Genomic DNA, 26794 nt, shown 5'->3' with positions numbered 1-26794 from the left:
AGTGCTTTTCAATCGCTGCCTGTTCATGTTTTGTATTTCACGTCTTTATCAGCAATGAATCGGGCAAATTGTTTTCCGAATTTTTCAGGAGTGTCGAATGAATATCCGCATACTGTCGCTGGCTGCCGCCATTGCCCTTTCCGCCTGCTCGCCCAAGTCCGAACAGGCTGCCGACAAGGCGACCGCGCCGGCGGCAAACGGTAAGGGCATTACGCTTTTAAATGTTTCTTATGATGTGGCTCGGGATTTTTACAAAGAATATAACCCGTTGTTTGTGAGAGAATATCAGTCGAAACATAATGGCGAGACGATTGAAATCCAGCAGTCTCACGGCGGCTCCAGCAAGCAGGCTTTATCTGTGGCGAACGGTTTGGCGGCGGACGTGGTAACCATGAATCAGACTTCCGACATCGAGCTGCTCGAACAAAAAGGTTTGGTCAAATCCGACTGGGCAAAACGCCTGCCCGACCAAGCCGTGCCTTACACCAGCACGACGGTTTTCCTCGTCCGCAAAGGTAATCCGAAGCAAATCAAGGATTGGAACGATTTGACCAAAGACGGGGTAAAAATCGTACTCGCCAACCCGAAAACCACGGGCAACGGCCGCTATGCCTTTTTAGGCGCATACGGCTACGGTTTGAAGGCGTTTGGTGGAGATGAAGGCAAAACCAAGGAATTTGTCGCCGCTTTACTGAAAAACACGCCGGTATTTGAAAGCGGCGGCAGGGCGGCAACGACGACGTTCAGCCAGCGCAATATCGGCGATGTTTTGATTACTTTTGAAAACGAGGCAAACCACGTCAGTAAAAAACTGACTCAGGATCAATTTGAGATTGTTTATCCGAGCTACACGATTTTGTCGGAAACGCCGGTTGCCGTCGTGGACAGCGTGGCGGATAAAAAAGGCACGCAGCAGGCGGCGCAGGAATATCTGTCCTACCTCTGGAGCAAACCTGCCCAAGAGCTTGCCGCCAAACTTTATCTGCGTCCGCGCGACAGCGAAGTCCTCGCCGCACACAAAGCTGATTTTCCGGATATCAAAACGTTCAATCCGAATGAAAAATTCGGTACATGGCCGGAAATCATGAAGAAATATTTTGCCGACGGCGGCTTGGTGGATCAGCTCTCGCCCAAACGCTAAAAAACGCCTTGCGCCCTGCCCCGCTTCGGCTTGCCAATCAGGCGCAAACAGCCCGAAACCTTTTGTCAATCAGGTTTCGGGCTGTTTTATTTTTGAATGGGCAGCATCTTTTCAGACGACATTGTCCATATCCCACGTATCCTACTAGAAAATTCCATGCAGACTATGGTTTTCGAAAATACCCTGTTAGATCATATATTTCAGCTGTTATAAATTTATTCCTATTCTATATAGTTTCAAGTTTGGTGAGATACGACTTAACTAATGAGCTAACATCAACGAATAGAAGGAACTTCTCTATTTTTAGAAACAAATATAGGCCAATTTCCAATAATAGATTTGTTTATATCCATTGTTTCTAAATATTCTTTTGACTGATATGGGAAAAACCACCCATCATCATTTTCTCGTATATGAGATTCAACTATTAATAATGACATTCCTATTTCTTGCTCTATTTGACTTAAAAAAGATACTGCAATTTTCTTTGCTTCTTGATAAGTAATTATCATGGAAATACTCCAACAAACTTGGCACATCATTTCACACACGGATTGTCTAAAACGACCGAGACATCGCGTTCGGCTTTGTTCATATAGGTCATGCGGACTTTTTTGCCTTTGAATTCTGCTTCGACGACGGATTCCAGCGTGGCGACATCTTGGATGAAGCCGAATTTTTTGTCTTTTGCGGAAATGAATTTGACTGGTTTTTCATGAAACAGCGAGTAGAAAGACACGCCTTTATAACCTGCGGTCACGGCGCATTGCGTTTTGCTGTCGGTGGCGATGACGGAAGAAAGCGTATGAGGCTTGTGGGTACGGTCGGCGAAGGTGGTGTAGGAATCATACGATCCGAAGCTGATCCTTAATGCAAAGGTATTGCCAAGCCATTCATAGCTCGTCCTGTCTTCGGGAAGATTTTTTGCAATGGCTTTTTTGCTTGCAAAGAAAGAGCATTCTTGGGTTTTGTGGTTGCAGACTTTTCTGACGCTGAATTGTTTGTCTGGAGAAGTGATGACGGTTTCGGCGCCAAGGCTGTTTGCGCTTGCTGCGGCGAATATACAGCTTAAAAGAAGTGAGCGGATGGGAAGGGACGGTTTCATTTTTTGTTTGGTGTGTCGGTTGGTTTTTAATATTGATTGAGCGGGTTTGAATGCAATGACGCATTCAATATGCCTACCGGTTTGTTTATTTCAATCCGCCCAACAAATAATCCGAAGGTCGTCTGAACTGCTTTTCGGCGTTTCAGACGACCTTTTTTGCTTTGCGGCGCGGGTTTAGCGGAAGAAATCGCCCATGCCTGCGGGCAGGCCTTGGGTGAATGCACCCATGGTTTTATTGGTGGTTTCTTCGGCTTTTTCAGAAGCGGCGTTGATGGCGGCAAGCACCAAATCTTCGAGCATTTCTTTGTCGTCTGCGGCTTCTTGAATCAGGTCGGGGCTGATTTCGAGTTTGCGGACAACGTGGGAACAGGTCATCACGACTTTAACCAAGCCGTTGCCTGCTTCGCCTTCTACTTCGGTCTCGGCAAGTTTCGCTTGCGCTTTTTTCATGTTTTCCTGCATTTGCTGCGCCTGTTTCATCAGGCCGCCTAATCCGGCTTTTCCGAACATATTTAAAACTCCTGTGGTTGAATCGTTAAGGTTATGGGGTCATACCGTTTGGTGTGAAGGGTCGTCTGAAAGCGGGTTGACGATTTTCAGACGACCTGAATGTTTATGTATCCGAAGGGAAACGGAAATCGTCGATTGCCGTTATTCCGCCTGCTCTGCCAGTTCCAAAGAATCGGGCTGCCATTGTGCTTCGAAAACTTTTAAAACCTGACGCGCGGTTTCGTCGGATTCGAGCAAATCTTGTGCCTGCTGCCTGCCTTCGAGCTGGAGGCGTTGGCGGCGCATGGTCGGGGTTTCCCAGCCCGCGTCGTCGCGCCACGGTTCGGTTTGCAATTTCAACGGCAAACCGTAGGCTTCGGCAAGCGTGTTTTTGATTTTGTCGAGCCGCTCTTTGTTGGCAGTGGCGCGGGCTTCGTCGGTCAGCGACAGCATCATCAGATGGCTGCCTGCATCGTAGTGCGTCCATGCTGCGTGTTGCGCCAGCATTTGCGCGGCGCCGAGCTTGCGGGCGAAGTGTCGGACGATTGCCGCCCAGTTTTCAGTAGAGAACTCGGGCAGCGGGGCGAACTGCGTGTCTTCATCGTCGTCGCTGTCTTCTTCGGCTTCCGATTCTGCTTCTGCCGTATCGGCAGGGACGGCGTGTTCCCAATCCGGCGGCGGGGGCATTTCCGCGCTGTCTGCTACGGGATAGTCATGCTCGGGCGAACCGTAATCGTAGAAAGGCTCTGCGGAGGCTTCATGCGCAAACGCTGCTGCGTCCACGGTTTCTTCAATCGGGGTCGTCTGAATCGGGTTTTCAGACGACGTCTCAGACAAGGAAACGTCGGTTTCGTTGTTTGCTGCCTCGTTATCGGAAACTTGATTTTCAGACGACGTTTCGGCTTGAGGGGTCGTCTGAAACGGCGTTTCTGCTTCGTTTGCGGACGGGAGGTTTGTCGCTGCTGCTTCAGAGGTCGTCTGAACGCTCGCATCCGCCGTTTGCGCAGGCGTGTCCGTTACAGTTTCTATTTCGCTCGGCGCGTCTTCCCAAGGTGGAACGTCGTTGTTTCCTTGAGTCAAAACCGGTTCGGCAACCTTGTTTTCAGACGACGTGGCAGGCGCAGAGGTCGTCTGAACGGGCGGTTTGGAGGCTTCAGACTGGGGAAGTTGCAAGGGCTTTTTTGCGGTATGGGCACCCGTTTCGGCAGAATGCAGCTCGGTGTTTTCGATATGTCCGCCAACATCGTGCGCATCCGCCGCCAACGGCGCAAATGCAAGCATACGCAACAGAGTCATGACGAAGCCGGCGTATTCGTCGGGTGCAAGGCTCAAATCCTGTTTGCCGTGAATCGCGCATTGATAATAAAGCTGGATTTGTTCGCCGCTGAGTGCCTGGCTCAGTTGCAACAGGGTTTCGCGCTCAGGGTCGTCGTTTGCCAAAGCGGAAGGAACTGCCTGTATCAAGGCGAGGCGTTGCAACAGCATGGCAAGTTCGCTCAACGCGCTGTCAAAGCCGATGGCGCGCGCCGCCATTTCCTGCGCTTTCGCCAGCAGGGCTTCGCCGTCTTGGTTGACGATGCCCGCCAGCAATTCGTACAGGTATTGTTTGTCGACCGCGCCTATCATTTGGCGGACGTCTTGTTCGGCAACGCTACCCGAACCCATCGCAATGGCTTGGTCGAGCAGACTTAAGGCATCACGCATCGAGCCTGCGGCGGCACGGCCCAAGAGTTGCAAGGCGGCAGGTTCGTAGGCGATGTTTTCGTTGTTTAAAACGTGAGCAAGGTGATCGGCAACCTGCTGCGAAGTCATGTTGCGCAAGACAAATTGCAGGCAGCGGCTCAAAACGGTAATGGGGACTTTGTGCGGATCGGTGGTCGCGAGAATGAATTTGACGTGTTCGGGCGGCTCTTCCAGCGTTTTCAGCATCGCGTTGAACGCGCTTTTGGAGAGCATATGCACTTCGTCGATGATATAGACTTTGTATTTGCCGGCGGTCGGCGCGTATTGGGCGTTTTCCAATACTTCGCGGATGTTGTCGATGCCGGTATTGGAGGCGGCGTCGATTTCCAGCAGGTCGACGTAGCGTCCGGTGTCGATTTGTGTACAGCTTTGGCACACGCCGCAAGGTTCGCCGTGTTGCGCGTTTTCGCAGTTCAGGCTTTTCGCCAGAATACGGGCGATGGTGGTTTTCCCGACCCCGCGCGTGCCGGTCAGCAGGTAGGCATGGTGCAGGCGACCTTCGTCCAGCGCGTTGCGCAAGGCTTTGACGACGTGTTCCTGACCGACTAAATCGGCAAAGGTTTTCGGACGCCATTTGCGGGCAAGAACTTGATAAGCCATAAGGTTTTCTCTGCTGGAAATAAATCGGAAGGTCGTCTGAAAAGTGGTTGAACGCCTTTCAGACGACCTTGAAAGATGACGGGTATTTTAGCATTTTTTTGATTTTTATTAAGGATTTTCTGTCTGCATATCGGGAAAGGCGCGTGTATAATCGTTAGAATATTACAAAATCTAAAATATCTTGAAGAACAAATCACCATGTCTGAAATCATCTTACGCAACCATTCCGCATCCATGCAGATAAACACCCTGGGCGCATATGTGGACAATTTGGTTCTACAAGGCCAGGAAGTGTTATTTCCGAAAACCAGCGTCCAAGTCGGTGCTGATACAAAATTACGCGGCGGGATGCACGTCTGCCTGCCGCAGTTCGGACCGGACGGTAAAAACCATTTGGCGCAACACGGTTTCGGCAGAACCTCTACTTGGAAAATCCGTTATCAAAACGAATCGGATGTCGGCTTGAGATTGATCAGCACGGCAAAGGGCTACGAAAACGTCGAATGGCTGCTGGATTACAGCCTGCCGAACGAAAACGAAGCAGTCGCCACGTTGACCGTCTGCAATTACGGCGACGCGCCCGTGCGCACTTCGCCCGGTTTCCATCCCTATTTCCCCGCCGTCGGCACCCAATTCGATTTCAACGGCGCGCCCTACGATGCCGACTATATCGCACACACGGAATTTGTCTCCTCGCCGTCGGATACACATGTTGCGTTTGACGGACTGAAACTCGACATCCGAACGCAAAACTTGCCCGTTTACGCGCTTTGGAGCGACCGAAACGGACAATACACCTGCGCCGAGCCTACCGCCGAAGGCAACGCCTTTTTATCGCCTGCGCGCGGCGGGCAGTTTGTGTCGGGGCATGGCAAAAAGCATTACGGCATGAAAATCCGTTTGATTGCTTGAGTTTGGAGTGAATTGATTTCAAGCTCTCAAATAAAAAACCACCTTGAAAAAGGTGGTTTTTAAACATTACAAACCGTTATTGTTGATTGCATTGGCGATATCACGCACGGCAGTAACATACATTCGGCTGTTGTTATACTGCCAAACCGTATAGAAATTATTCAGACCGAGATAATATTCAAATACGCTCGGACTGGTTTCCAGGCTGAACAAAACGGCTTTCTCATTGTCGGCAACTGCTTGTTGCGGCACCACGCCCATCGCTTTGAAATCCGCAACGGTACGGTTCAATGCGGTTTTTTCATCAATGATGGCTTTCAAGTCAGGCGTAATCGTCAGATTGACGGGAACAATCATTTTGCCACCTGTTTTCCAGCCATGTTGCTTCATATAATTGGCAACAGAGGCGGCAACGTCACCGATATTGTTCCAAATATCGCGGTGTCCGTCGCCATCATAATCAACCGCCCATTTGCGATAGCTCGAAGGCATGAATTGCGGCATACCCATCGCGCCCGCATAGCTGCCTTTGAAGTCAAAAACGTTCTCTTTTTCTTCTTTCGCCATCAGCAAAAGCTCAATCAGCTCGTTTTGGAAAAACTCGGCGCGGCGCGGATAATCAAAACCCAAGGTACTCAAAGCATCGGCAACGCGGAAACTGCCCGTGTTTTTACCGTAGTTGGTCTCAATCCCGATAATCGCCACAATCAGCTCGGCAGGTACACCATATTTGCGCGCCACATCATCGATAACGGCACGGTTAGCAGCGTAAAATTGTTTGCCGCCGTTGAATTTCGTCGCACCGGAGTTGCCCGTGCGGAATTCATACCAAGGGCGAGAAGTTGACGGGCGGTACATAATATTGATGATATTGCCTTTGTAAACCACGCCATTGAAGAAGTTTTGCAATTCAGCTTCCGTAAATTGCTTTTTCGCTGCTTCATAACGGATAAACTGGCGGACATTGGTGTTGGCATTAAAGCCGCTGCTGGCAACCGATTCCGCAGCAGAATCAAAAGCAGGACGCTGGTTTTTGCTTTGATTAATCGGCTCAACCGTTTTAGCGGACTCAACGTTTGTTTTGGTTGTATTGCAAGCAACGAGCAGCAACGCGGTTGATATTGCAAGAGAAGGAATAAGTTTTTTCATATCTGGATTTATAGTCACTAAAGAAGCAGTCTTAATTATGCAAAAAGGTCGTCTGAAAGATGGTAGGAATATACATTCCATTCCCTTTCAGACGACCTTTTAAGACTGTCTATTACTCGGCAGCTGCAACAACAGCAACGGTAATCGCAGCAACAGCGTCAGTGTGCAGAGCCACTTCAACTTCGTACTCGCCTACGGCTTTCAGAGGACCGTTAGGCAGGCGTACGTTGGATTTTGCAGCTTCAACACCTGAAGCAACAATCGCAGCAGCGATGTCGGCATTGGTAACAGAACCGAACAGACGACCGTCCACACCTGCTTTTTGAGCGATAGTGATGGTTTGACCGTCCAGTTTTTCTTGACGTGCTTTAGCATCGGCCAAGATTTCGGCTTGTTTGGCTTCCAATTCGGCACGGCGTGCTTCGAATTCTTTCATATTGGCTTCAGTAGCGCGTTTGGCTTTGCCGGCAGGAATCAGGAAGTTGCGGGCGTAACCATTTTTTACGGTAACGATGTCGCCCAGGTTGCCCAAACCGCCGATTTTCTCTAACAGAATAATTTGCATGATTTAAACTCCAAAATTATTTGTGTTGATCGGTGTAAGGCAACAGAGCCAGGAAGCGTGCGCGTTTGACTGCAGTAGCCAATTGGCGTTGGTAATGCGCTTTGGTGCCGGTGATGCGGGCAGGGATGATTTTGCCGTTTTCAGAAATGAAGTCTTTCAGTAGATCAACTTGTTTGTAATCGACTTCTTGGATTTTTTCAGCCGTAAAGCGGCAGAATTTTCTACGTTTGAATGATTGACGAGCCATTGTCGTTTAACCTTTATATTCTTTAATGTTCTGTATGCGGAGTATCGGCCTTGGGAAGCGTTTGCTTCGCTGTGCGAGAAAGCCTTCTGCTTCAACCATCGTATCTTGCCGATACTGCCATTCTTCAGCCTGCTTACCTAAAATACGCGCGGGAATTTCAAAACTGACCAGGCATTTTTGCCCGTTTTCTTCCTGCCAAGATTCATGTTTTAACATAATATCCAAAACAGGGACTCCTGCCGGCGTATATCTCAAGGGTTCAACCTTGTAAATCAGGGCGGTAAGCTTTGTAAGATTATCCAATCTTATTCGGCTGCTGCAACTTCTTCAGCCGCACCGTTCAGCAAGTTTTTTGCTTTTTCGCCGCCCAACATAGGAGAAGCTTCGGTTACAGCATGTTTTGTTTTGATGGTCAGATGGCGCAGTACGGCATCGTTAAAGCGGAAAGCGGTTTCCAGCTCTTCAACTACTTCAGGAGTAGTTTCGATGTTCATCAAAACATAGTGTGCTTTGTGGATTTTGTTAATCGGGTAAGCCAGTTGACGGCGGCCCCAGTCTTCCAAGCGGTGGATTTTGCCGCCGGCTTCGGCAATCATGGTTTTGTAACGTTCAACCATAGCAGGCACTTGCTCGCTTTGATCAGGATGAACGATAAACACGATCTCATAATGACGCATGTTATCTCCTTATGGATGATTAAATACAGCCTTTTGCCATGCGAAAGCAAAAGGCAAGGTTGAAAGCGTCGAATTATAACTGAAATCCAAGTCTGCTACAAGCACACAATGCTTTCCGAAAACATTCTGTTTTCAGACGACCTCTGCTTCCACCCAATCGTCCTTATCTATACCGCCGTAACATTGCAGACAAAGTTCAACATCATCCCCCTGCCAAACACAGGCAACAGCGCATCCATTAGACAACAGAGCCGTCACCCCATGCCAATCCGAGCATCCGCATACCTGTATTTCCTTTTTTCCATCCGTCACAAATCGATAGCCAACTTTGCGCATATCCTCAGGAAAATTTAAATCTGCCGCCTTCAACAGCGCTTCTTTAATGCACCATAGCCGATAAAATTCTTCCCCATCCCAATCAACGGATGCCAAGTATTCCTGCTCCCTCTCGGTGCATACCCACTCCGCCAACGCCTGAAAATCTCGGGGACGGATTTTCTCAACGTCCACACCAGCAGAGAGACTATTCGACGTACACAACACCGCAGCAATACCTTGACTATGACTAAGGGAAACGATTGGATGCTTTGCTTTCTGTTTCAGGGCGCGACTGACTTTCCAATCTATTCGCTCCGACAATCGTAGTGATTGGGCTATTCTCTGCCTATCATGCCGGCTTAAAGCGTCATCACAATAAGCTTCGGCAAGTAACTCATCCCCAAGCAGGCAATACAGATGCTTCTTCATCAAACACCCAAACAAAATTTTCTAAAACCAAAACGAGCCGGCAGATATACCCACCGGCTCATTTCAACACATTGTAAGCATTAAGCTACCATTTAAAGATAATACTGTCACATAACCTATCAGTGCGACGACTGCATGGAGATAAAAAACTTCCTGATGCGTTTAAGGGAATGTTTCATAATGACCTTTCCCAAAGGTGGGGGGGGGAAATATATTCCGCCTACCTGTGATTTTTCGTATTTGATTTTGCCAGAGGCTTGTGTTCATCCGAAGTGCAGGCTGCTTTCTACGCTGCAAAAACCTTCCGCACGGAAAATATCAAGATTGTCAGACAATCTAATTAGCGCAAACGGATATTTGATGCAGCGGGGTTATTGGGATTCCATGTCGCAGGCTGCCTAAAAAGGCAGTTACAACTCATAATCCCGTTTCATGCGCTCCAACCCTTCTTCGTTAAACAGACAAATACACAAAGCCTCACAATCGTATTCGTTCCAGCCGTTTTGCGCTTCAAAATCCAATAATGCTTGCGACAAGGCTTTGTCATCGCCTTTCGTGTCACCAAACGCGGCTTGAAGTGTTTCGGTGGAAACTGGTTCGGGCATACCGACAAGCATGACACCGCCGCTTTCCACCGAATCCAGCGGCGCAGATAACGGTAGCGAAAAATAAATTTTCCCTGCCCAATCCTGCAAAACAAGCCTGCTTCCCCGCGCGGCAAAAAATGCGTCCGTACCCTGCAAATACCACACATTTTCATATTCGCTATCAAACGCATAACCGGCAAATGCCTGATAAAATTCGTCAAAAAAATTGTCTTTGTCGTTATCAAACAGGATGAATGAATCAGGCGAAACGGATAACAGATAAGGATATTCCACAGACAAACGCTCCATTCGGATTGGAATCACCATAGCAGTTAGACCAAATTACAGCCAAACCATAATTTGGTCCTCACCTATTTTTTAATGCAAGCTTCCTTTCAAAACCACTCGGCTGTTCCAGGTGGCAACATGGCACTCATACTCATCGCCGCCAACGGTTTTTTTGTCAAAGTAGCTGACTAAGTGTACTGATTTTGCGTTTTTTTCCAACGCCGTGCTTTGGAAACGCTTAACAGTGCTCAAGAAAGCGCGTTGGCAGGACTCTTCCGGACTTTTACCGACCATATTGGCGATTTGACGGGATACCAAAGTTTTATTACCTGTGCTGCCGTAAGAAACTTTAATATTAGGATTCAGAACAGATTTGGCTTCAGCGGAATTCAATGCAACACTTGCTTTACACATATAAATATCATTTTTTCCTTTGCCATTCACTTTACGCCCTTCACCTGCACTACGGCATGCGCCTGAAGCTTTAGCATGTTGCTCATGAGACGAAGCAGAGCCTGAAGCTCCGGCAGAAGATTGTGATTGGTTATTGGCACATGCAGAAATGGCCAATACTGAAGACAAGGCAATTAGATAAGAAAAACGGCGCATTTCAATTACTCCCGAAAGTAGTTTGTAAACAAAGATTACGATTTGTTATTGTAATGCATTGCTGATTTTCTGATAAGAGATAAATCATCCCTCTTTTACAAAAAAACATCCATGTTACGCCACTTCAATTTTCACAAAGCAAGTTGCATAAATTCCTCTTTCAGACGACCCCTAAACTCTCAACATACATAAAATCACCTGAAAAATAGACAAACTTTATCTTCAGCCGTTAGACTGCCGAGATTGTGTCACGGATACGCTTATGAATATCTTAATCTCTAATGACGACGGCTACCTAGCCCCCGGCATCGCCATTTTGGCACGCGTTGCAGCCGAATTTGCCAATGTCCGCGTAGTCGCACCCGAACGCGACCGCAGCGGAGTCAGCAATTCTTTAACGCTTGACCGTCCGCTGCAAATAAAAGAAGCCTCAAACGGCTTTTACTATGTCAGCGGAACGCCAACCGACTGCATCCATGTCGGACAACACGCCCTATCCGATTTCAAACCCGATTTGGTCTTATCCGGAATAAACAATGGCGCCAACATGGGCGATGACACGCTCTACTCAGGTACAGTCGCCGCCGCAACCGAAGCCTACCTGATGGGCATTCCCGCTATCGCTTTTTCATTAAATGATTCACGGGGGCGCTATTGGGAAACTGCTGAAAAATCCGTTTGGATGTTATTAGAGTATTTGTTAAAAAATCCTCCTAAAGAACCTATTTTGTGGAATATCAACATCCCCGCAGTCATGCCTGAAGACATACAAGGTATTAAAATCACACGACTGGGTAGAAGGCACCACGAACAAAGTATCGTCCCCATGCACAATCCGCGCGGAGAGCCGATTTACTGGATAGGTCCGATCGGCAACATTTCCGATCAGGAAGAAGGCACAGACTTTGGCGAATGCGAAGCAGGATTCATCACCATCACCCCCCTGCAAATCGACCTGACCGCCTACAACCAACTCAAAAACGTCAACGAGTTTTGGCAAGGCATAAAAGCTTCAAATACGTAAACCTTTTCAGACGACCTGCCGGATCAAACAGGCCGTCTGAAATTAAACCTTACATAAAGAAGATAAAACAGTTCATACCTATTATCCGCAAGATTTTTAAACAGGCAAACCGGTCAAAATCAGGCAGTTTAACAGTTACTAACGGCTGCAATACTTGAGAACAGGGCGTATTTTTATTATGATATGTCCCAATAAAACAACAACCCGATATAAAGGTCATCCAATTATGTTGAAAAAAACCGCATTTTACGCAGGCTCGGCAGCCCTCGCCCTTATCCTCAGCGCATGCGCCAGCCAACAACCTGCACCCGTCGTCGTAGGCAATTCCGGCAACCATTCCGGCTCCGCAAATACAGCCTCCAACAATCCATATGGTGCAGCGCCTTACGAAAATAATGCGGCCAACAACGACACCCCTTACACCCCGCCCGCTTACACTCCTCCTGCTGCCAGCAGCTACCCTTCCGGCTCTACCGGCGGCTCTTACACGCCTTCTTACGCACCGGTAGACATCAATGCTGAAACGCATACCGTAGTGCGCGGCGATACCGTTTATAACATCTCCAAACGTTACCAAATTACGCAAGACAACCTCCGCGCATGGAATGGCTTGGCAGACAACACCATCAGCGTCGGACAAACCCTGCGCGTCAAACCAAACGGATACAGCGCTCCGGCTGCAACTGCCTCAGTTCCGACACCTCCTCCGACACAAACCGCCTCCCCCAAACCGACTCCTGCACCGCTTAACACTCCGACCGTCTCCACAGGCGGCACCCGCACCGTCAGCGGCATCACATGGCAGCGTCCGACCGTCGGCAATGTTATCGGCAACTTCGGCGGCAGCAATAAAGGTGTAGATATCGGCGGCACAGCCGGTCAACCCGTCGTTGCGGCAGCTGACGGTAAAGTCGTCTATGCCGGTTCAGGTTTGCGCGGTTACGGCAACTTGGTCATCATCCAACACAATTCATCTTATCTGAGCGCATACGGCCACAACCAACGCCTGCTGGTTAACGAAGGACAACAAGTCAAACGCGGTCAAACCATCGCAAACATGGGTAATACCGATGCCAGCCGTACGCAACTGCATTTTGAAGTGCGACAAAACGGCAAACCGGTCAACCCTGCAAACTACGTTGCATTCTAAAATCAATGCCATACAAAACCGCCCGATTGGGCGGTTTTATTTTTAAATACAAAAATCAACCTGCCCAATTCACAACAATATTGACTTATATTGAATTCCTCCCGTCAACACACTCGTACAATCAAGCTTATTGCCGTCTCCCGTATTTTTCAGACGACCCGCAAGACACTTTCGTCTTTTGAAATCTTTCCCAAAGCTTTTTCAAGGAGTCATCATGCAACAATACACCCTAGATCCCAAAGCCTTGCTCGGAGGCATTATCCATAGCGATATCGACCAAGAAATTGTCCAACTCTCCCTGCAAAAGGACAATGAAATCCCCGATTATCAAGCTGATGCCATTATTCTCCTGCTGGTACTCAACGGCAGCGCCAAAATCATTACCCAAACTGAAACCCTCTCCACGCAAGGACTTCAAGTCGTCCGCCTTGAGCCCAACGAAACCCACAGCATACGCGCCCTAGAAGACCACACCAACATACTGGTCATCAAGCAGCTTACTTACGCTTCCGGCCTGAATAAAAAACTACGTTTCGGCAAATGTTGCCTATAAAGAAAGAGGTCGTCTGAAAGCCAAAAAAATGGTTTTCAGACGACCTCTTCAACATTCAATCTAATTGCTGTTCAAAAAGAACGATAAATCAAAGTTCCGACACAAGACAACTCAATTCTATAGCGGATTAAAATTGCAATGATACAGCATTGCCAACGCCCTTATGTACTATCCGTACACGGCACCCGTTGCCGCCTTGTCTCATTTTTATTTTAATCCGCTATATAGTGGATTAACTTTAAACCAGTACGGCGTTACCTCGCCTTGCCGTACTATCTGTACTGTCTGCGGCTTCGTCGCCTTGTCCTGATTTAAATTTAATCCACTATACATTCTTACTCCCCTTACTCTATTCATCCGCATTCAGTAAAAAAGGTCGTCTGAAATCTTTCAGACGACCTTTCATCAATCAAAATCGGCTCAACGATTATTCAGGCGCTTTTTCTTCGCGGGCAGGAGCTTCAACCAAAGCCTTGATAGACAGACGTACGCGGCCGCGGTCGTCCACTTCCAATGCTTTCACATTCACAACCTGACCGACTTGCAGATAGTCGCTGACGTTGCGTACGCGCTCGTGGGCGATTTGGCTGATGTGTACCAAACCGTCTTTGCCCGGCATCACGCTGACGATGGCGCCAACGTTGTTGTCGAGGATTTTAACCACAGTACCTTCGTACACTTTGCCCACTTCCACTTCGGCAGTGATTTCTTCGATGCGTTTTTTCGCAGCATCGCCGGCTTCTTGAGTGGTTGCGGCAATAGTGATGGTGCCGTCTTCCGCAATATTGATTTCAGTACCGGTTTCAGCGGTAATCGCGCGGATGGTTTCGCCGCCTTTACCAATGACTTCGCGGATTTTGTCTTGGTTGATTTTCATGGTGAACAGACGCGGAGCGTGAGCGGACAGCTCTTGCGGACCTGCCACGGCGACTTTCATCTGTTCCAAGATGTGCAGACGCGCGTCTTTGGCTTGCGCCAAGGCAATCTGCATGATTTCTTTGGTAATACCTTGGATTTTGATGTCCATTTGCAGCGCGGTCACGCCTTCGGTCGTACCGGCAACTTTGAAGTCCATATCGCCCAAGTGGTCCTCATCACCCAAGATGTCGGTCAATACGGCAAATTTGTTGTTGTCCAAAATCAGACCCATCGCAATACCGGCAACGTGTGCTTTCAAAGGCACACCAGCAGATAACAAGCTTAAGCAGCCGCCGCAGACGGAAGCCATAGAAGACGAACCGTTGGACTCGGTAATTTCGGAAACAACACGCATGGTGTAGCTGAATTCTTCAGGAGACGGCAATACGGCAACCAGTGCGCGTTTTGCCAAGCGGCCGTGTCCGATTTCGCGGCGTTTCGGTGCGCCGACGCGACCCACTTCGCCGGTAGAATATGGTGGGAAGTTGTAATGTAGCATGAAGCGGTCGGTGTATTCACCGGAAAGCGCGTCAATGATTTGTTCGTCGCGGGAAGTACCCAAAGTCGCTACGGCAAGGGCTTGGGTTTCGCCACGGGTAAACAGGGCGGAACCGTGCGTACGCGGCAGTACGCCGGTTTGAATGCTCAAAGGACGGACAGTGCGGGTATCGCGACCGTCGATACGCGGTTGGCCGTCCAAAATTTGGGTGCGGACGACATCAGCTTCCAAATGTTTGAAGATACCTTTGATTTCGTTGGCAGCCAAAGTATCGGTTTCTTCGGTAATCAACGCATCTTTCACTGCGTTCCAAGCCTCGTCCAATTTGGCAGAACGCGCTTGTTTTTGACGGATTTTGAACGCTTCTTTAATGGCTTCGCCCGCAATTTCGCGCACTTTGGCAACCAATTCTTCATTGGTTTCAGGCGCTTTCCAATCCCATACTTCAGGGTTTACTTCATCGGCGAACTCGTTGATGGCGTTAATCGCCACCTGCATTTGGTCGTGACCGTAAACGACGGCACCGAGCATCACGTCTTCAGGCAGGATTTTGGCTTCGGATTCCACCATCAAAACGGCTTTGGATGTACCCGCAACCACCAAGTCCAGCTTGGATTTCGCCAATTCGGCTTTGGTCGGGTTCAATACGTACACGCCGTTTACATAACCTACGCGAGCAGCACCAATCGGACCGGCAAACGGTACGCCGCTCAACACCAGCGCAGCGGATGCGCCGAGCATGGCAGGAATATCGGAATCGATTTCAGGGTCAACGGAAACCACCATCGCAACGATTTGGATGTCGTGGTAGAAACCTTCGGGGAACAGCGGACGGATAGGACGGTCGATCAGACGGCTGGTCAGAATTTCTTTTTCGCTTTGTTTGCCTTCGCGCTTAAAGAAACCGCCGGGGATTTTACCTGCGGCGTAAGTGCGCTCAAGGTAATCAACAGTCAGAGGGAAGAAGTCTTGGCCTTCTTTGACTTCTTTATTGGTGGTCACAGCGACCAAAACAACGGTGTCGCCCATCGATACTTTAACAGCCGCTGCCGCTTGGCGCGCGATTTCGCCGGTTTCCAAAGTAACGGTTTGATTGCCATATTGGAAGGTTTTAACGTGTTTATTGAACATTTCGTTCCTTTCAGAATGCCGCACGCTAAAACACTAATAATGCACACTAAAAGTGAGAATGTGCATAGTTAGGGTTTCAGGTGTGCGGCGGTTGGTAAAAACTATATTTTCAGACGACCTCAAACGGTCAATCCAAACGCGCATTATAATAGCAAATGTAAGTAAATCCAAGCATTCATGATAGCAAAAGGTCGTCTGAAACATACTTCTGTGTTTCAGACGACCTTTCATTAATAGTCAGGATGTTACGCCTCAAAAACGCCGTTTCAATTTGCAGGCTTGAAGGATATGGACGGCAAGCTCTTCCACCGATTTATCCGTCGTATTGGTAAATGGAACGCCGTGGCGTTTGAACATATTTTGCGCATCGGCAATCTCACTGCGACAGGTATCGATTTTGGCATAAGTCGAATTCGGACGGCGCTCTTGACGGATGGCCTGCAGGCGTTCGGGTTGAATGGTCAGGCCGAACAGCTTGTCTTTATAAGGCTTAACCATGCGCGGTAAGTCGGTAGATTCCAAATCATCGGGAATCAACGGGTAATTGGCGGCGCGGATACCGTATTGCAGGGCAAGGTAAAGACAGGTCGGTGTTTTGCCCGAACGCGATACGCCCATCAAAATCACATCGGCTTCTTTCAGGTTTTTATCGCTGACGCCGTCATCGTGGTTGAGCGAGAAATTGACCGCCTCCATACGCGCATCGTAGCGTTGCGTATTGCCGATACTGTGGTGCCCTTGCGTAGCGGCGACCGCCTCAGTATTGAGTTCTTTTTCCAAAAGCCCGAGGAAGGTTTCGAAAAAATTGATATGGAAAGCGCCCGCTTTTTTGATGATTTCACGGATTTCGTCATTGACGACGCTGACGAAGGCAATCGGGCGCAAACCGTTTTCCTGAGCGTTGCGGTTGACTATTTCGACGACGGTACGCGCTTTTTCAGGCGTATCGATGAAGGGATAGGTGTGGCGTTTGAATTCGATTCTGCCAAACTGATTCAGCAGTGCCTCACCGATATTTTCAGCAGTCAGGCCGGTACGGTCAGAAATATAAAACACATGGCGCGGGGCGGTCATTCGGTTATCCTCTAAAATTTAAAATGTTTGCAGGCAGTCATCATAGCAGCTGCAACCTTCTAAATAAAGGGAATACATTCAAATTACACTCAACTACATCCCAACAAAAACATCCGTTAAACGCATTTTTATTTTAATAATTTAATTATTTTAAAATTTTATACCCGAATAAAACCTTACCACCCTCTACCACTCAGTCATTAATCTATTTCAAACCTTATGTTTTACAAAGAAATAGATACTCGGAATATCAACTTCCCCATCGAATTTCATTTGACTACACGGCTGAAGACCGCAATTTTTCAGACGACCTGCAAATCACTAGGGACAGAAAAAGCATGACAGCAGCCGTTTGAATCGCTTAAAATAACAAAGCGTATTCGTTTCTTTTTTAACATATCTTGGATTGGACACACAAATGGCTGACAACTACGTAATTTGGTTTGAAAACCTGCGTATGACTGATGTTGAAAGCGTGGGCGGCAAAAACGCCTCCCTGGGTGAAATGATCAGTCAGCTGACTGAAAAAGGCGTCCGCGTCCCCGGCGGTTTTGCCACTACCGCCGAAGCCTACCGCGCATTTTTGGCGCACAACGGACTGAGCGAGCGTATTTCCGCCGCACTGGCACAACTGGATGTGGAAGATGTCGCCGAACTGGCGCGCGTCGGTAAAGAAATCCGCCAATGGATTTTGGATACGCCCTTCCCCGAACAACTGGATGCCGAAATCGAAACGGCATGGAACAAAATGGTTGCAGACGCAGGCGGTGCGGACATTTCCGTTGCCGTCCGTTCTTCTGCAACCGCCGAAGACCTGCCCGACGCATCGTTTGCAGGTCAACAAGAAACCTTTTTGAATATCAACGGCTTGGAAAACGTCAAAGCGGCTATGCACCATGTATTTGCTTCTTTGTACAACGACCGTGCCATCTCCTACCGCGTACATAAAGGCTTCGAGCACGACATCGTCGCCCTCTCCGCAGGCGTACAACGCATGGTGCGTTCCGACAGCGGCGCGTCCGGCGTCATGTTCACCCTCGACACCGAGTCCGGCTTCGACCAAGTCGTTTTCGTGACTTCATCTTACGGTTTGGGTGAAAACGTCGTACAAGGCGCGGTCAACCCTGACGAATTCTATGTTTTCAAACCCACGCTGAAAGCAGGCAAACCTGCCATCCTGCGCAAAACCATGGGTTCGAAACAAATCAAAATGATCTTTACCGACAAAGCAGAAGCCGGTAAATCCGTAATGAACGTCGATGTTCCCGAAGAAGACCGCAACCGCTTCTCCATTACCGACGAAGAAATCACCGAGTTGGCACACTACGCGCTGACAATCGAAAAACACTACGGCCGCCCGATGGATATCGAATGGGGCCGTGACGGCTTGGACGGCAAACTCTACATCCTGCAAGCCCGTCCTGAAACCGTGAAATCCCAAGAAGAAGGCAGCCGCAACCTGCGCCGCTTCGACATCAATGGCGACAAAACCGTATTGTGCGAAGGCCGCGCCATCGGTCAAAAAGTCGGTCAAGGCAAAGTCCGCTTGGTGAAAGACGCCTCCGAAATGGATTCCGTGGAAGCTGGCGACGTACTCGTTACCGACATGACCGACCCGGATTGGGAGCCGGTAATGAAACGCGCTTCCGCTATCGTTACCAACCGCGGCGGCCGTACCTGCCACGCCGCCATCATCGCGCGCGAACTGGGTATTCCTGCCGTAGTCGGCTGCGGCGACGCAACCGAATTGCTGAGCAACGGTCAAGAAGTTACCGTATCCTGTGCCGAAGGCGATACCGGCTTTATCTACTCCGGCCTGCTGGACGTACAAATCACCGACGTTGCCTTGGACAATATGCCTAAAGCGCCGGTTAAAGTGATGATGAACGTCGGCAACCCCGAACTCGCATTCAGCTTCGCCAACCTGCCGAGCGAAGGCATCGGCTTGGCACGTATGGAATTCATCATCAACCGCCAAATCGGCATCCACCCGAAAGCCTTGTTGGAATTTGACAAACAAGACGATGAATTGAAAGCGGAAATTACCCGCCGCATCGTCGGCTACGCCTCCCCTGTCGACTTCTACGTCGATAAAATCGCCGAAGGCGTGGCAACATTGGCCGCATCGGTTTATCCGCGTAAAACTATCGTCCGTATGTCCGACTTCAAATCCAACGAATACGCCAACTTGGTCGGCGGCAGCATTTACGAACCGCACGAAGAAAACCCGATGCTAGGCTTCCGCGGTGCGGCGCGTTACGTTGCTGAAAGCTTCAAAGACTGCTTCGCGCTCGAATGCAAAGCCCTCAAACGCGTCCGAGACGAAATGGGGCTGACCAACGTCGAAATCATGATTCCGTTCGTCCGCACTTTGGGCGAAGCCGAAGCCGTCGTCAAAGCCTTGAAAGAAAACGGTTTGGAACGCGGTAAAAACGGCCTGCGCCTGATCATGATGTGCGAACTGCCGAGCAACGCGGTATTGGCAGAACAATTCCTGCAATACTTCGACGGTTTCTCTATCGGTTCCAACGACATGACCCAGCTGACCCTCGGCCTCGACCGCGACAGCGGCTTGGTGTCCGAATCGTTTGACGAACGCAACCCTGCCGTCAAAGTGATGCTGCATTTGGCAATCTCTGCCTGCCGCAAGCAAAACAAATACGTCGGTATTTGCGGTCAAGGTCCGTCAGACCATCCGGACTTCGCCAAATGGCTGGTTCAAGAAGGCATCGAAAGCGTTTCCCTGAATCCGGATACCGTCATCGAAACTTGGCTGTATTTGGCTAATGAGTTGAATAAATAAGCTTTCTAGCAATTCCAAAAAATCCCCCGATTGGAAACATTCGGGGGATTTTATGTAATGAGTGCCTCATCCAGCACAACATTGACGCATTTCTCAAATTGCTCGTCAAACCATGCGAGGTCTCGTCTGAAACACATGATTTCAGACGACCTTTTTAAAGGCTGTCTTTCTAACCCAACCTACCTTACTGTTTTTAGAGTATTATACTTTCGAGACCTCACTAAAAATTATTAGGTCGCTGCAACAAGTTACAGGATAAATACATATGATTATTAATGAGGTTGATTTAAAAGGAACGGAATATAGAATTTTGAAAAAGTTTAATAGAAAAATTTTTTCATTTTCTGAATTATTAAATGACATGGCAAATAATGAATATTCAAAATTGGAAAATTATTACAAAGACAAATTTGAATTCATAAAATTTAAAGATGAGGAAGTCCTTGTTGAGAACGATAAAAAAGATGAATTTATTGTTTTCGGGAGAAATAATAATGGTTTCTTCGCAATAAATAAAAACAAAGAAATATGGCTGATTCCATTTTATATTTCAGATATTAAAGAACCAATTTTTATTAACTCGTCTTTGCATCAATTTAGATGTTGTTATTGTTTGTTATTGTCAATTTTATTTTTCTTCCTTGGGAAAAATGTTGATGAGAAAGAATGCGCAACAATTGCTCAAAAATTTAAAAGAGATATTCTAGAAATAGACATTCATTCCATAAATAGTTTATTTTATAAGAATTACATTTTTTCTATTAGGAATGCAGAATTACCCATACATTTCACACCTATAGACTATGTGAATAATGGTAGGCATGTGATTTCTGAATAGAAATAGCAAACCAATTGAAAGAAAATCAAATCACACTAGGATTTCTTTCCACCATGATCTAACCTTGTCCACCATAACCAAAAGGTCGTCTGAAAATTTTTCAGACGACCTTTTCTCATGTTACCGCTTCAAAATTTGATCAGTACCAACCGCGCAGCTTCATCGCTTTTTCAACACGGCGGATACTCATCATATAAGACGCAGTACGCAGGTCCACGTCATACTCTTGCGCCAGATTCCAAATATCGCGGAACGCGCGGCGCAGGACGACGGTTTCTTTTTCCTGAACTTCGTCAAATTCCCAGTAATAGCCTTGCAGGTTTTGCACCCATTCAAAATAGGAAACGACCACGCCGCCGCAGTTTGCCAGAATATCGGGGACGACCAACACGCCGTTTTGACGCAGGATGGCATCGGCTTCGGGCGTAGTCGGGCCGTTTGCGCCTTCGACCACGATTTTGGCGCGAACTTTGCCTGCGTTTTCGGAAGTCAGCTGGTTTTCCAGCGCGCAAGGTGCGAGTACGTCCACATCCAGCGCCAAGAGTTCGGCGTTGCTGATTTCTTTGCCGTAGCCCGCTTCATTGGTAATGAAGCCTTTTTCTTGGAACTCTTTGAACAGGGCTTCCATATCCAAGCCGTTTTCGTTGTAGATGGCGACATCAACGGTAGAAACGGCAACGACTTTCGCGCCGGATTGATGCGCGTAATAGCCTGTGTGATAGCCCACATTGCCGAAGCCCTGAATGGCGTAGGTTGCGCCTTTAACGTCTTTGCCGAGTTTTTCCAAAGCTTGGACAGCGGCAAAGTTCACGCCGTAACCTGTCGCTTCGGTACGCGCCAAAGAGCCGCCGAATTCGACCGGTTTGCCGGTGAACACGCCGGGTGCGGATTTTTTAACGACGTTTTCGTAAGTATCGACCATCCACGACATGATTTTGCCGTTAGTGTTCACATCAGGTGCGGGAATATCGATTTTTTCGCCAATCAGCGGAGAAATGGCTTCGGAATAAGCGCGCGAAATGCGTTCCAACTCGGCTTCTGAATAATCGCGCGGATCTAAAGTAATGCCGCCTTTGCCACCGCCGTAAGGAATACCCGCAACGCAGCATTTGATGGTCATCCAAATCGACAAAGCTTTAACTTCGTCCAGATTCACATTGGGGTGGAAGCGCACGCCGCCTTTGTAGGGGCCGACGGCATTGTTATGTTGCGAACGGTAGCCGGTGAAGGTTTTGACCGTGCCGTCGTCGAGTTTGACGGGGAAGGTAACTTCCAAAACGCGTTGCGGGCTTTTCAGGATTTCATACACCGCAGGGTCGGCATTGAGCCGGTCGCAGGCGGTTTTGACCTGTTTGCGGGCGATTTCGAAAGGATTAAGGGTTTCTTTTGCGGCGGATTGGGACATTTCTCTTCCTTCTTATGTCTGGTTGAAATTTAAGGGCTTCACAGTTGTAACTATAACCAATTTCCAAATGAAATGTAATAGCATGTAGTCGGTATTTTCAAAGTTGATTAATTTATATATGGATTTATTTTCAGACGACCTCTGAAACCTGACACCCCGTTGCCCGATATCGCCACCAAAATCGGCTACTAAAACTAAAGTCTTTGTTTTTAAAAAAATCGTCTGAAATTTTATATCATCAGGCTGATGCTTTGAAAACAGCAACGACCGCATTTCAGACTCGATAATATTGTTAACAATATCCAATTTTCAGCAGCACAAAATAAGGCATAATAAGATAGGCTGCTTCATCCATTTTGACTTTATATAGTGGATTAACTTTAAACCAGTACGGCGTTACCTCGCCTTGCCGTACTATCTGTACTGTCTGCGGCTTCGTCGCCTTGTCCTGATTTAAAGTTAATCCACTATAAAATATGAAAAAGGTCGTCTGAAAACCCGTATTTCAGGTTTTCAGACGACCTTTTTGAACTTCATCGTTTACCGTTCGGCGGCGCTGCTTCTTTCGGCTTGCTCTTCTGCCACCTCATACGCTTCCACAATTTTTTGTACCAGCGGATGGCGGACGACATCTTCGCTGGTGAAGGTGTGGAAATACAGCCCTTCCACGTCGCGCAGTTTTTCGCGGGCATCTTTCAGGCCGGATTTGACGTTGCGCGGGAGGTCGATTTGGCTGATGTCGCCGGTGATGACCGCTTTTGCGCCGAAGCCGATACGGGTCAGGAACATTTTCATCTGTTCGGGCGTGGTGTTTTGCGCTTCGTCCAGAATCACATACGCTCCGTTGAGCGTGCGGCCGCGCATATAGGCGAGCGGAGCGATTTCGATCAGGCCTTTTTCCATCAGTTTGGTCACGCGGTCGAAGCCCATCAGGTCGTAGAGCGCATCGTAGAGCGGACGCAGGTAGGGGTCGACTTTTTGCGCCAAATCACCGGGCAGGAAGCCGAGTTTTTCGCCTGCTTCTACGGCGGGGCGGACGAGGACGATGCGTTCGATTTGGTGTTTTTCCATGGCATCGACGGCGGCGGCGACAGCAAGATAGGTTTTGCCCGTACCGGCGGGCCCCAGCCCGAAGACGACGTCGTGGTTTAACAGGGCTCGGATGTAGCCGTTTTGGCGCGGGGTGCGCCCGCCTATACTGCCGCGTTTGGTGCGGAAATAATATTGTTGGTCGTGATGCTTTTCTTCGTGTTTGTCGTCGGCGGTTTTGGCTTCGACGGCAGCGAGGCGGATGGCGTTGTCGTCCAAATCGCCTTGTTCTGCAGCTTCGGCCAGCGCGAGCAAGGCGCGGCGACCGGCGTGGGCGAGTTCGCCCATGAAGGTGAAGTGTTCGAAGCGGCGGCTGATCTGGATGTCGAGGGCTTTGCCCAAGGCTTCGAGGTTGCCGTCGAGCGCGCCGCAGAGGCGTTGGAGGACGGTGTTGTCGATGTCTTCAAATTGAAGATGGACGGTATGGGTCATATCTTGTTTCCATGATGATTAAAGGTCGTCTGAAAGGTGCGGGATGCTTTTCAGACGACCTTTCGGTGTTATTTGTTTTGCGCTTGTTCGCGAAGCTCTCGGCGCAGGATTTTGCCGACGTTGGACTTGGGCAACTCGTCGCGGAACTCGATGTCTTTCGGCACTTTATAAGCCGTCAGTTCGGAGCGGCAGAATGCGATGAGTTCTTCTTTGGTCAGGCTCGGGTCTTTTTTGACGACGAAAACTTTGAGTGCTTCGCCTGTTTTCTCGTTGGGCACGCCGATACAGGCGACTTCCATGACTTTATCGTTGTGCGACACGACTTCTTCGATTTCGTTCGGATAAACGTTGAAGCCGGAAACGACGATGAGGTCTTTTTTGCGGTCAACCAGTTTCAGCCAGCCTTTTTCGTCCATCACGGCGATGTCGCCGGTTTCCAAAAAGCCGCGCGCGTCTATGGTTTTGGCGGTTTCTTCGGGGCGGTTCCAATAGCCTTTCATCACTTGCGGGCCGCGCACCCAAAGCTCGCCCGGCTGTCCGACGGAGACTTCTTTGCCGTCCGCATCGCGCAATTCGACTTCGGTGGAGGGAACGGGCAATCCGATGCCGCCGCTGTATGCTTCGATATTGAGCGGGTTGCAGCACACGCCGGGACTGGCTTCGGTCAGGCCGTAAGCTTCGACGATGGGTGTGCCGGTGATTTTTTTCCATTTTTCTGCGACGGCTTTTTGAGTCGCCATGCCGCCGCCCAAAGTCAGGCGCAGGTTGGAGAAATCGACGGTGGCGAAATCGGGTTGGTTAACCATGCCGTTAAACAAGGTATTCACGCCGATGAAGACGCTGATGCTTTCTTTTTTAAGCTCGCCGATAAAGCCCTTCATATCGCGCGGGTTGGTAATCAGGATGATTTTGGAACCGGTATTGGCGAAAATCATCAGGTTCACCGTCAGGGCAAAGATGTGGTAAAGCGGCAGCGCGGCGATGACGGTTTCTTTGCCTTCGCGCAGTTGGAATTTAATCCATTCTTTCGCCTGAAGCATATTGGCGCAGATGTTGCCGTGGCTGAGGATTGCGCCTTTTGCCACGCCGGTCGTGCCGCCCGTGTATTGCAGCAGCGCGGTGTCTTCGCGGGTTAGGGTAACGGGGCGGAAGGTATGTGCCGCACCTTCTTTCAGGGTCTTCTGAAAAGGGATAGCACCGGAAATGCGGTATTCGGGCACCATTTTTTTGATTTTGCGCAGCACGAAATTCATCAGCGTGCCTTTGAAGAAGCCGAACATTTCTCCGACAGAGGCGACGATGACGTGTTTGATTTGCGTGCGCGGCAACACCAGCTCCAGCGTGTTGGCAAAATTTTCCAAAACAATGATGGTGGTCGCGCCGCTGTCTTTCAACTGATGCTCCAGCTCGCGCGGGGTGTAGAGCGGATTGGTGTTCACCGCCACCAGCCCCGCCTGCAGGATGCCGAAAAGCGCAATCGGGTATTGCAGCAGGTTGGGCAGCATAATCGCCACGCGCTCGCCGCGCGGCAGCTTCAGAACGTTTTGCAGATAGGAGGCAAAATCTTCCGCCAGCTTGCCGACTTCGGCGTAAGTGAGCGTTTTGCCCATGTTTTGAAACGCGGGTTGGTGCGCAAATTTTTCAACGCTTTGACGGAATACGTCGCTGATGGAGCTGTATTGCGTGATGTCGATTTCGGCATTGACGCCTTGTTCATAGCTGTTGAGCCAGAGTTTTTCCATATAAATAATCTTGTTTCGTTGGTTTTATGGTTGTCTTGAGGTCGTCTGAAAAAGCAGGAGCAAACCTGCCGCAGTAGTTTTCAGACGACCTTTTGTGTTTTTTAATCAAGCGGTAATAATGACGGGTTTGTCGGTGGACATGATAATGCCGCCGCCCAAGCAGACATCGCCGTCGTACAGCACGGCGGATTGACCGGGCGTTACCGCCCATTGCGGTTCATCGAACACCAGCTCGACCGTGTCATCATCGAGATAACGCAATTCACACGGCGCGTCCGCCATGCGGTAGCGGGTTTTGCAGGTGTAGCGCCCTTCTTTCGGGCGTTCGGGCAGCGTGAAACTCAAATCGTTCATAACAAGGCTGCGGGTATAGAGCAGCGGATGGTCATGACCTTGTACGACGATGAGTTCGTTTTTCATCAAATCCTTCGCGGCGACAAACCATGGTTCGCCCGCGCCGCCGATGCCCAATCCTTTGCGCTGCCCGAGCGTGTAGAACATCAGCCCGACGTGTTCGCCGACGGTTTTCCCTTCGGGCGTGACCATTTTGCCGTTGTTGGTCGGCAGGTATTTTTGCAGGAACTCGCGGAACGGACGTTCGCCGATGAAACAGATGCCGGTACTGTCTTTTTTGGCGGCAGTCGGCAAATTGAATTCGGCGGCAAGGCGGCGGACTTCAGGTTTTTCCAAATCGCCCAACGGAAAAATCGCGCGCTCGAGTTGGAAAGGTTTGAGGCGGTAGAGGAAATAGCTTTGGTCTTTGTTTTGATCCAAACCTTTGAGCAGGTAATGCACGCCGTTACGGACTTCTTTGCGCGCATAGTGTCCGGTGGCAATGGTATCCGCGCCCTGCTCTATGGCGTAGTCCAAAAAGCATTTGAATTTGATTTCGGCGTTGCACAACACATCCGGATTCGGCGTGCGCCCCGCGCTGTATTCTTTGAGGAAATAAGCGAATACGTTGTCTTTGTATTGGGCGGCAAAATTGACGATGTCGATGTCGATACCGATGATGTCGGCGACGGCAATGGCATCGAAAGAGTCTTGCTTGATGCTGCAATATTCGTCATTGTCGTCGTCCTCCCAGTTTTGCATAAACACACCGCGCACTTGATAACCCTGCTGTTTGAGCAAGGCGGCGGTTACGGAGGAATCGACACCGCCGGAGAGCCCGACGATGATGTTTGAAGGTTGTTGAGTAATGTCCATGAAGGGGATATGGGTAGGAAACAGCAGTTTTTAAAGGCGGATTTTAGCACATTTTGATGAAGGGATAA

At 49.1% G+C, this 26794-nt stretch carries 25 protein-coding genes; 7 read left to right on the top strand and 18 right to left on the bottom strand.

Annotated elements, in window-relative coordinates:
• Positions 1 to 97 precede the first annotated feature (97 nt).
• Complete coding sequence (locus AAG834_RS00350) at positions 98 to 1141, top strand: sulfate ABC transporter substrate-binding protein (RefSeq protein WP_342030912.1); 1044 nt, start codon at positions 98 to 100, stop codon at positions 1139 to 1141.
• A 275-nt stretch (positions 1142 to 1416) separates the two neighbouring features.
• Here the strand turns inward: AAG834_RS00350 and AAG834_RS00345 are convergent, their stop codons facing one another.
• The 4 genes from AAG834_RS00345 to dnaX form a co-directional block, all read right to left on the bottom strand.
• Positions 1417 to 1653, bottom strand: a complete 237-nt coding sequence (locus AAG834_RS00345) for a YrhB domain-containing protein (protein ID WP_003757392.1) — start codon at positions 1651 to 1653, stop codon at positions 1417 to 1419.
• Between the two features lie 26 nt (positions 1654 to 1679).
• Positions 1680 to 2246, bottom strand: coding sequence for a hypothetical protein (locus AAG834_RS00340; RefSeq protein WP_342030911.1), 567 nt, complete (start codon positions 2244 to 2246; stop codon positions 1680 to 1682).
• A 174-nt stretch (positions 2247 to 2420) separates the two neighbouring features.
• Positions 2421 to 2756, bottom strand: coding sequence for a YbaB/EbfC family nucleoid-associated protein (locus AAG834_RS00335; RefSeq protein ID WP_003678854.1), 336 nt, complete (start codon positions 2754 to 2756; stop codon positions 2421 to 2423).
• A gap of 141 nt (positions 2757 to 2897) precedes the next feature.
• Positions 2898 to 5078, bottom strand: a complete 2181-nt coding sequence (dnaX, locus tag AAG834_RS00330) for a DNA polymerase III subunit gamma/tau (RefSeq protein ID WP_342030910.1) — start codon at positions 5076 to 5078, stop codon at positions 2898 to 2900.
• Between the two features lie 198 nt (positions 5079 to 5276).
• Between dnaX and AAG834_RS00325 the strand changes: the two genes are divergently transcribed.
• Complete coding sequence (locus tag AAG834_RS00325; RefSeq protein WP_003764673.1) at positions 5277 to 5990, top strand: aldose epimerase family protein; 714 nt, start codon at positions 5277 to 5279, stop codon at positions 5988 to 5990.
• A 66-nt stretch (positions 5991 to 6056) separates the two neighbouring features.
• Here AAG834_RS00325 and mltB read toward each other — a convergent pair whose 3' ends face one another.
• The 8 genes from mltB to AAG834_RS00285 all read right to left on the bottom strand — a co-directional run bounded on the left by mltB (position 6057) and on the right by AAG834_RS00285 (position 10859).
• Positions 6057 to 7139 (bottom strand): lytic murein transglycosylase B, encoded by a 1083-nt coding sequence (mltB, locus tag AAG834_RS00320; protein WP_342030909.1) that lies wholly within the window; start codon positions 7137 to 7139, stop codon positions 6057 to 6059.
• A 112-nt stretch (positions 7140 to 7251) separates the two neighbouring features.
• Entirely contained in the window at positions 7252 to 7704 is a 453-nt protein-coding gene (gene rplI, locus AAG834_RS00315; RefSeq protein WP_003743490.1) for a 50S ribosomal protein L9, read from the bottom strand.
• 16 nt (positions 7705 to 7720) lie between these two features.
• Positions 7721 to 7951: a 30S ribosomal protein S18 gene (rpsR, locus tag AAG834_RS00310; protein ID WP_003678863.1), complete on the bottom strand. Its 231-nt coding sequence runs from the start codon at positions 7949 to 7951 to the stop codon at positions 7721 to 7723.
• Positions 7952 to 7957: 6 nt separating this feature from the next.
• Positions 7958 to 8254 (bottom strand): primosomal replication protein N, encoded by a 297-nt coding sequence (gene priB, locus AAG834_RS00305; RefSeq protein ID WP_070514582.1) that lies wholly within the window; start codon positions 8252 to 8254, stop codon positions 7958 to 7960.
• A gap of 2 nt (positions 8255 to 8256) precedes the next feature.
• A complete protein-coding gene (gene rpsF / locus AAG834_RS00300) occupies positions 8257 to 8628 on the bottom strand; it encodes a 30S ribosomal protein S6 (protein WP_003757376.1) in 372 nt (123 codons plus the stop codon).
• A gap of 132 nt (positions 8629 to 8760) precedes the next feature.
• Positions 8761 to 9375 (bottom strand): 4'-phosphopantetheinyl transferase family protein, encoded by a 615-nt coding sequence (locus AAG834_RS00295; RefSeq protein WP_070514583.1) that lies wholly within the window; start codon positions 9373 to 9375, stop codon positions 8761 to 8763.
• Between the two features lie 410 nt (positions 9376 to 9785).
• Positions 9786 to 10256: a hypothetical protein gene (locus AAG834_RS00290; RefSeq protein ID WP_070514643.1), complete on the bottom strand. Its 471-nt coding sequence runs from the start codon at positions 10254 to 10256 to the stop codon at positions 9786 to 9788.
• Positions 10257 to 10340: 84 nt separating this feature from the next.
• Positions 10341 to 10859, bottom strand: a complete 519-nt coding sequence (locus tag AAG834_RS00285; RefSeq protein WP_070514584.1) for a hypothetical protein — start codon at positions 10857 to 10859, stop codon at positions 10341 to 10343.
• 262 nt (positions 10860 to 11121) lie between these two features.
• Here AAG834_RS00285 and surE point away from each other — a divergent pair, with 262 nt between their 5' ends.
• The 3 genes from surE to AAG834_RS00270 all read left to right on the top strand — a co-directional run bounded on the left by surE (position 11122) and on the right by AAG834_RS00270 (position 13586).
• Positions 11122 to 11883, top strand: a complete 762-nt coding sequence (gene surE / locus AAG834_RS00280; RefSeq protein WP_070514585.1) for a 5'/3'-nucleotidase SurE — start codon at positions 11122 to 11124, stop codon at positions 11881 to 11883.
• A 226-nt stretch (positions 11884 to 12109) separates the two neighbouring features.
• On the top strand, positions 12110 to 13033 hold the full coding sequence (locus AAG834_RS00275) for a peptidoglycan DD-metalloendopeptidase family protein (protein WP_342030908.1): 924 nt from the start codon (positions 12110 to 12112) through the stop codon (positions 13031 to 13033).
• A 214-nt stretch (positions 13034 to 13247) separates the two neighbouring features.
• Positions 13248 to 13586, top strand: a complete 339-nt coding sequence (locus AAG834_RS00270; protein ID WP_070514587.1) for a hypothetical protein — start codon at positions 13248 to 13250, stop codon at positions 13584 to 13586.
• A 427-nt stretch (positions 13587 to 14013) separates the two neighbouring features.
• Here the strand turns inward: AAG834_RS00270 and pnp are convergent, their stop codons facing one another.
• Together pnp and ppsR are read right to left on the bottom strand one after the other, a co-directional pair.
• Positions 14014 to 16134: a polyribonucleotide nucleotidyltransferase gene (gene pnp / locus AAG834_RS00260; RefSeq protein ID WP_342030907.1), complete on the bottom strand. Its 2121-nt coding sequence runs from the start codon at positions 16132 to 16134 to the stop codon at positions 14014 to 14016.
• Positions 16135 to 16386: 252 nt separating this feature from the next.
• Positions 16387 to 17208 carry a posphoenolpyruvate synthetase regulatory kinase/phosphorylase PpsR gene (gene ppsR, locus AAG834_RS00255; protein WP_070514589.1) on the bottom strand — a complete coding sequence of 274 codons (822 nt, stop codon included), beginning with the start codon at positions 17206 to 17208 and terminating at the stop codon, positions 16387 to 16389.
• A 418-nt stretch (positions 17209 to 17626) separates the two neighbouring features.
• Between ppsR and ppsA the strand changes: the two genes are divergently transcribed.
• Together ppsA and AAG834_RS00245 are read left to right on the top strand one after the other, a co-directional pair.
• Positions 17627 to 20011 (top strand): phosphoenolpyruvate synthase, encoded by a 2385-nt coding sequence (gene ppsA, locus AAG834_RS00250; RefSeq protein ID WP_342030906.1) that lies wholly within the window; start codon positions 17627 to 17629, stop codon positions 20009 to 20011.
• Between the two features lie 265 nt (positions 20012 to 20276).
• Complete coding sequence (locus AAG834_RS00245) at positions 20277 to 20849, top strand: hypothetical protein (protein WP_342030905.1); 573 nt, start codon at positions 20277 to 20279, stop codon at positions 20847 to 20849.
• Between the two features lie 139 nt (positions 20850 to 20988).
• Here AAG834_RS00245 and AAG834_RS00240 read toward each other — a convergent pair whose 3' ends face one another.
• From AAG834_RS00240 to mnmA, 4 genes are all read right to left on the bottom strand, one after another.
• A complete protein-coding gene (locus tag AAG834_RS00240) occupies positions 20989 to 22254 on the bottom strand; it encodes a Glu/Leu/Phe/Val family dehydrogenase (RefSeq protein WP_342030904.1) in 1266 nt (421 codons plus the stop codon).
• 540 nt (positions 22255 to 22794) lie between these two features.
• Complete coding sequence (locus AAG834_RS00230; RefSeq protein ID WP_342030903.1) at positions 22795 to 23775, bottom strand: PhoH family protein; 981 nt, start codon at positions 23773 to 23775, stop codon at positions 22795 to 22797.
• A gap of 68 nt (positions 23776 to 23843) precedes the next feature.
• On the bottom strand, positions 23844 to 25517 hold the full coding sequence (locus AAG834_RS00225) for an AMP-binding protein (RefSeq protein WP_342030902.1): 1674 nt from the start codon (positions 25515 to 25517) through the stop codon (positions 23844 to 23846).
• Positions 25518 to 25622: 105 nt separating this feature from the next.
• Positions 25623 to 26726 (bottom strand): tRNA 2-thiouridine(34) synthase MnmA, encoded by a 1104-nt coding sequence (gene mnmA, locus AAG834_RS00220; protein WP_342030901.1) that lies wholly within the window; start codon positions 26724 to 26726, stop codon positions 25623 to 25625.
• Positions 26727 to 26794 lie beyond the last annotated feature (68 nt).

It is taken from the genome of Neisseria sp. Marseille-Q2251 (assembly GCF_940793045.1).
Taxonomy (GTDB): Bacteria; Pseudomonadota; Gammaproteobacteria; order Burkholderiales; family Neisseriaceae; genus Neisseria.
The sequence above is the reverse complement of the archived record's forward strand: the minus strand, read 5'-3'. Positions and strand labels throughout refer to the sequence as shown.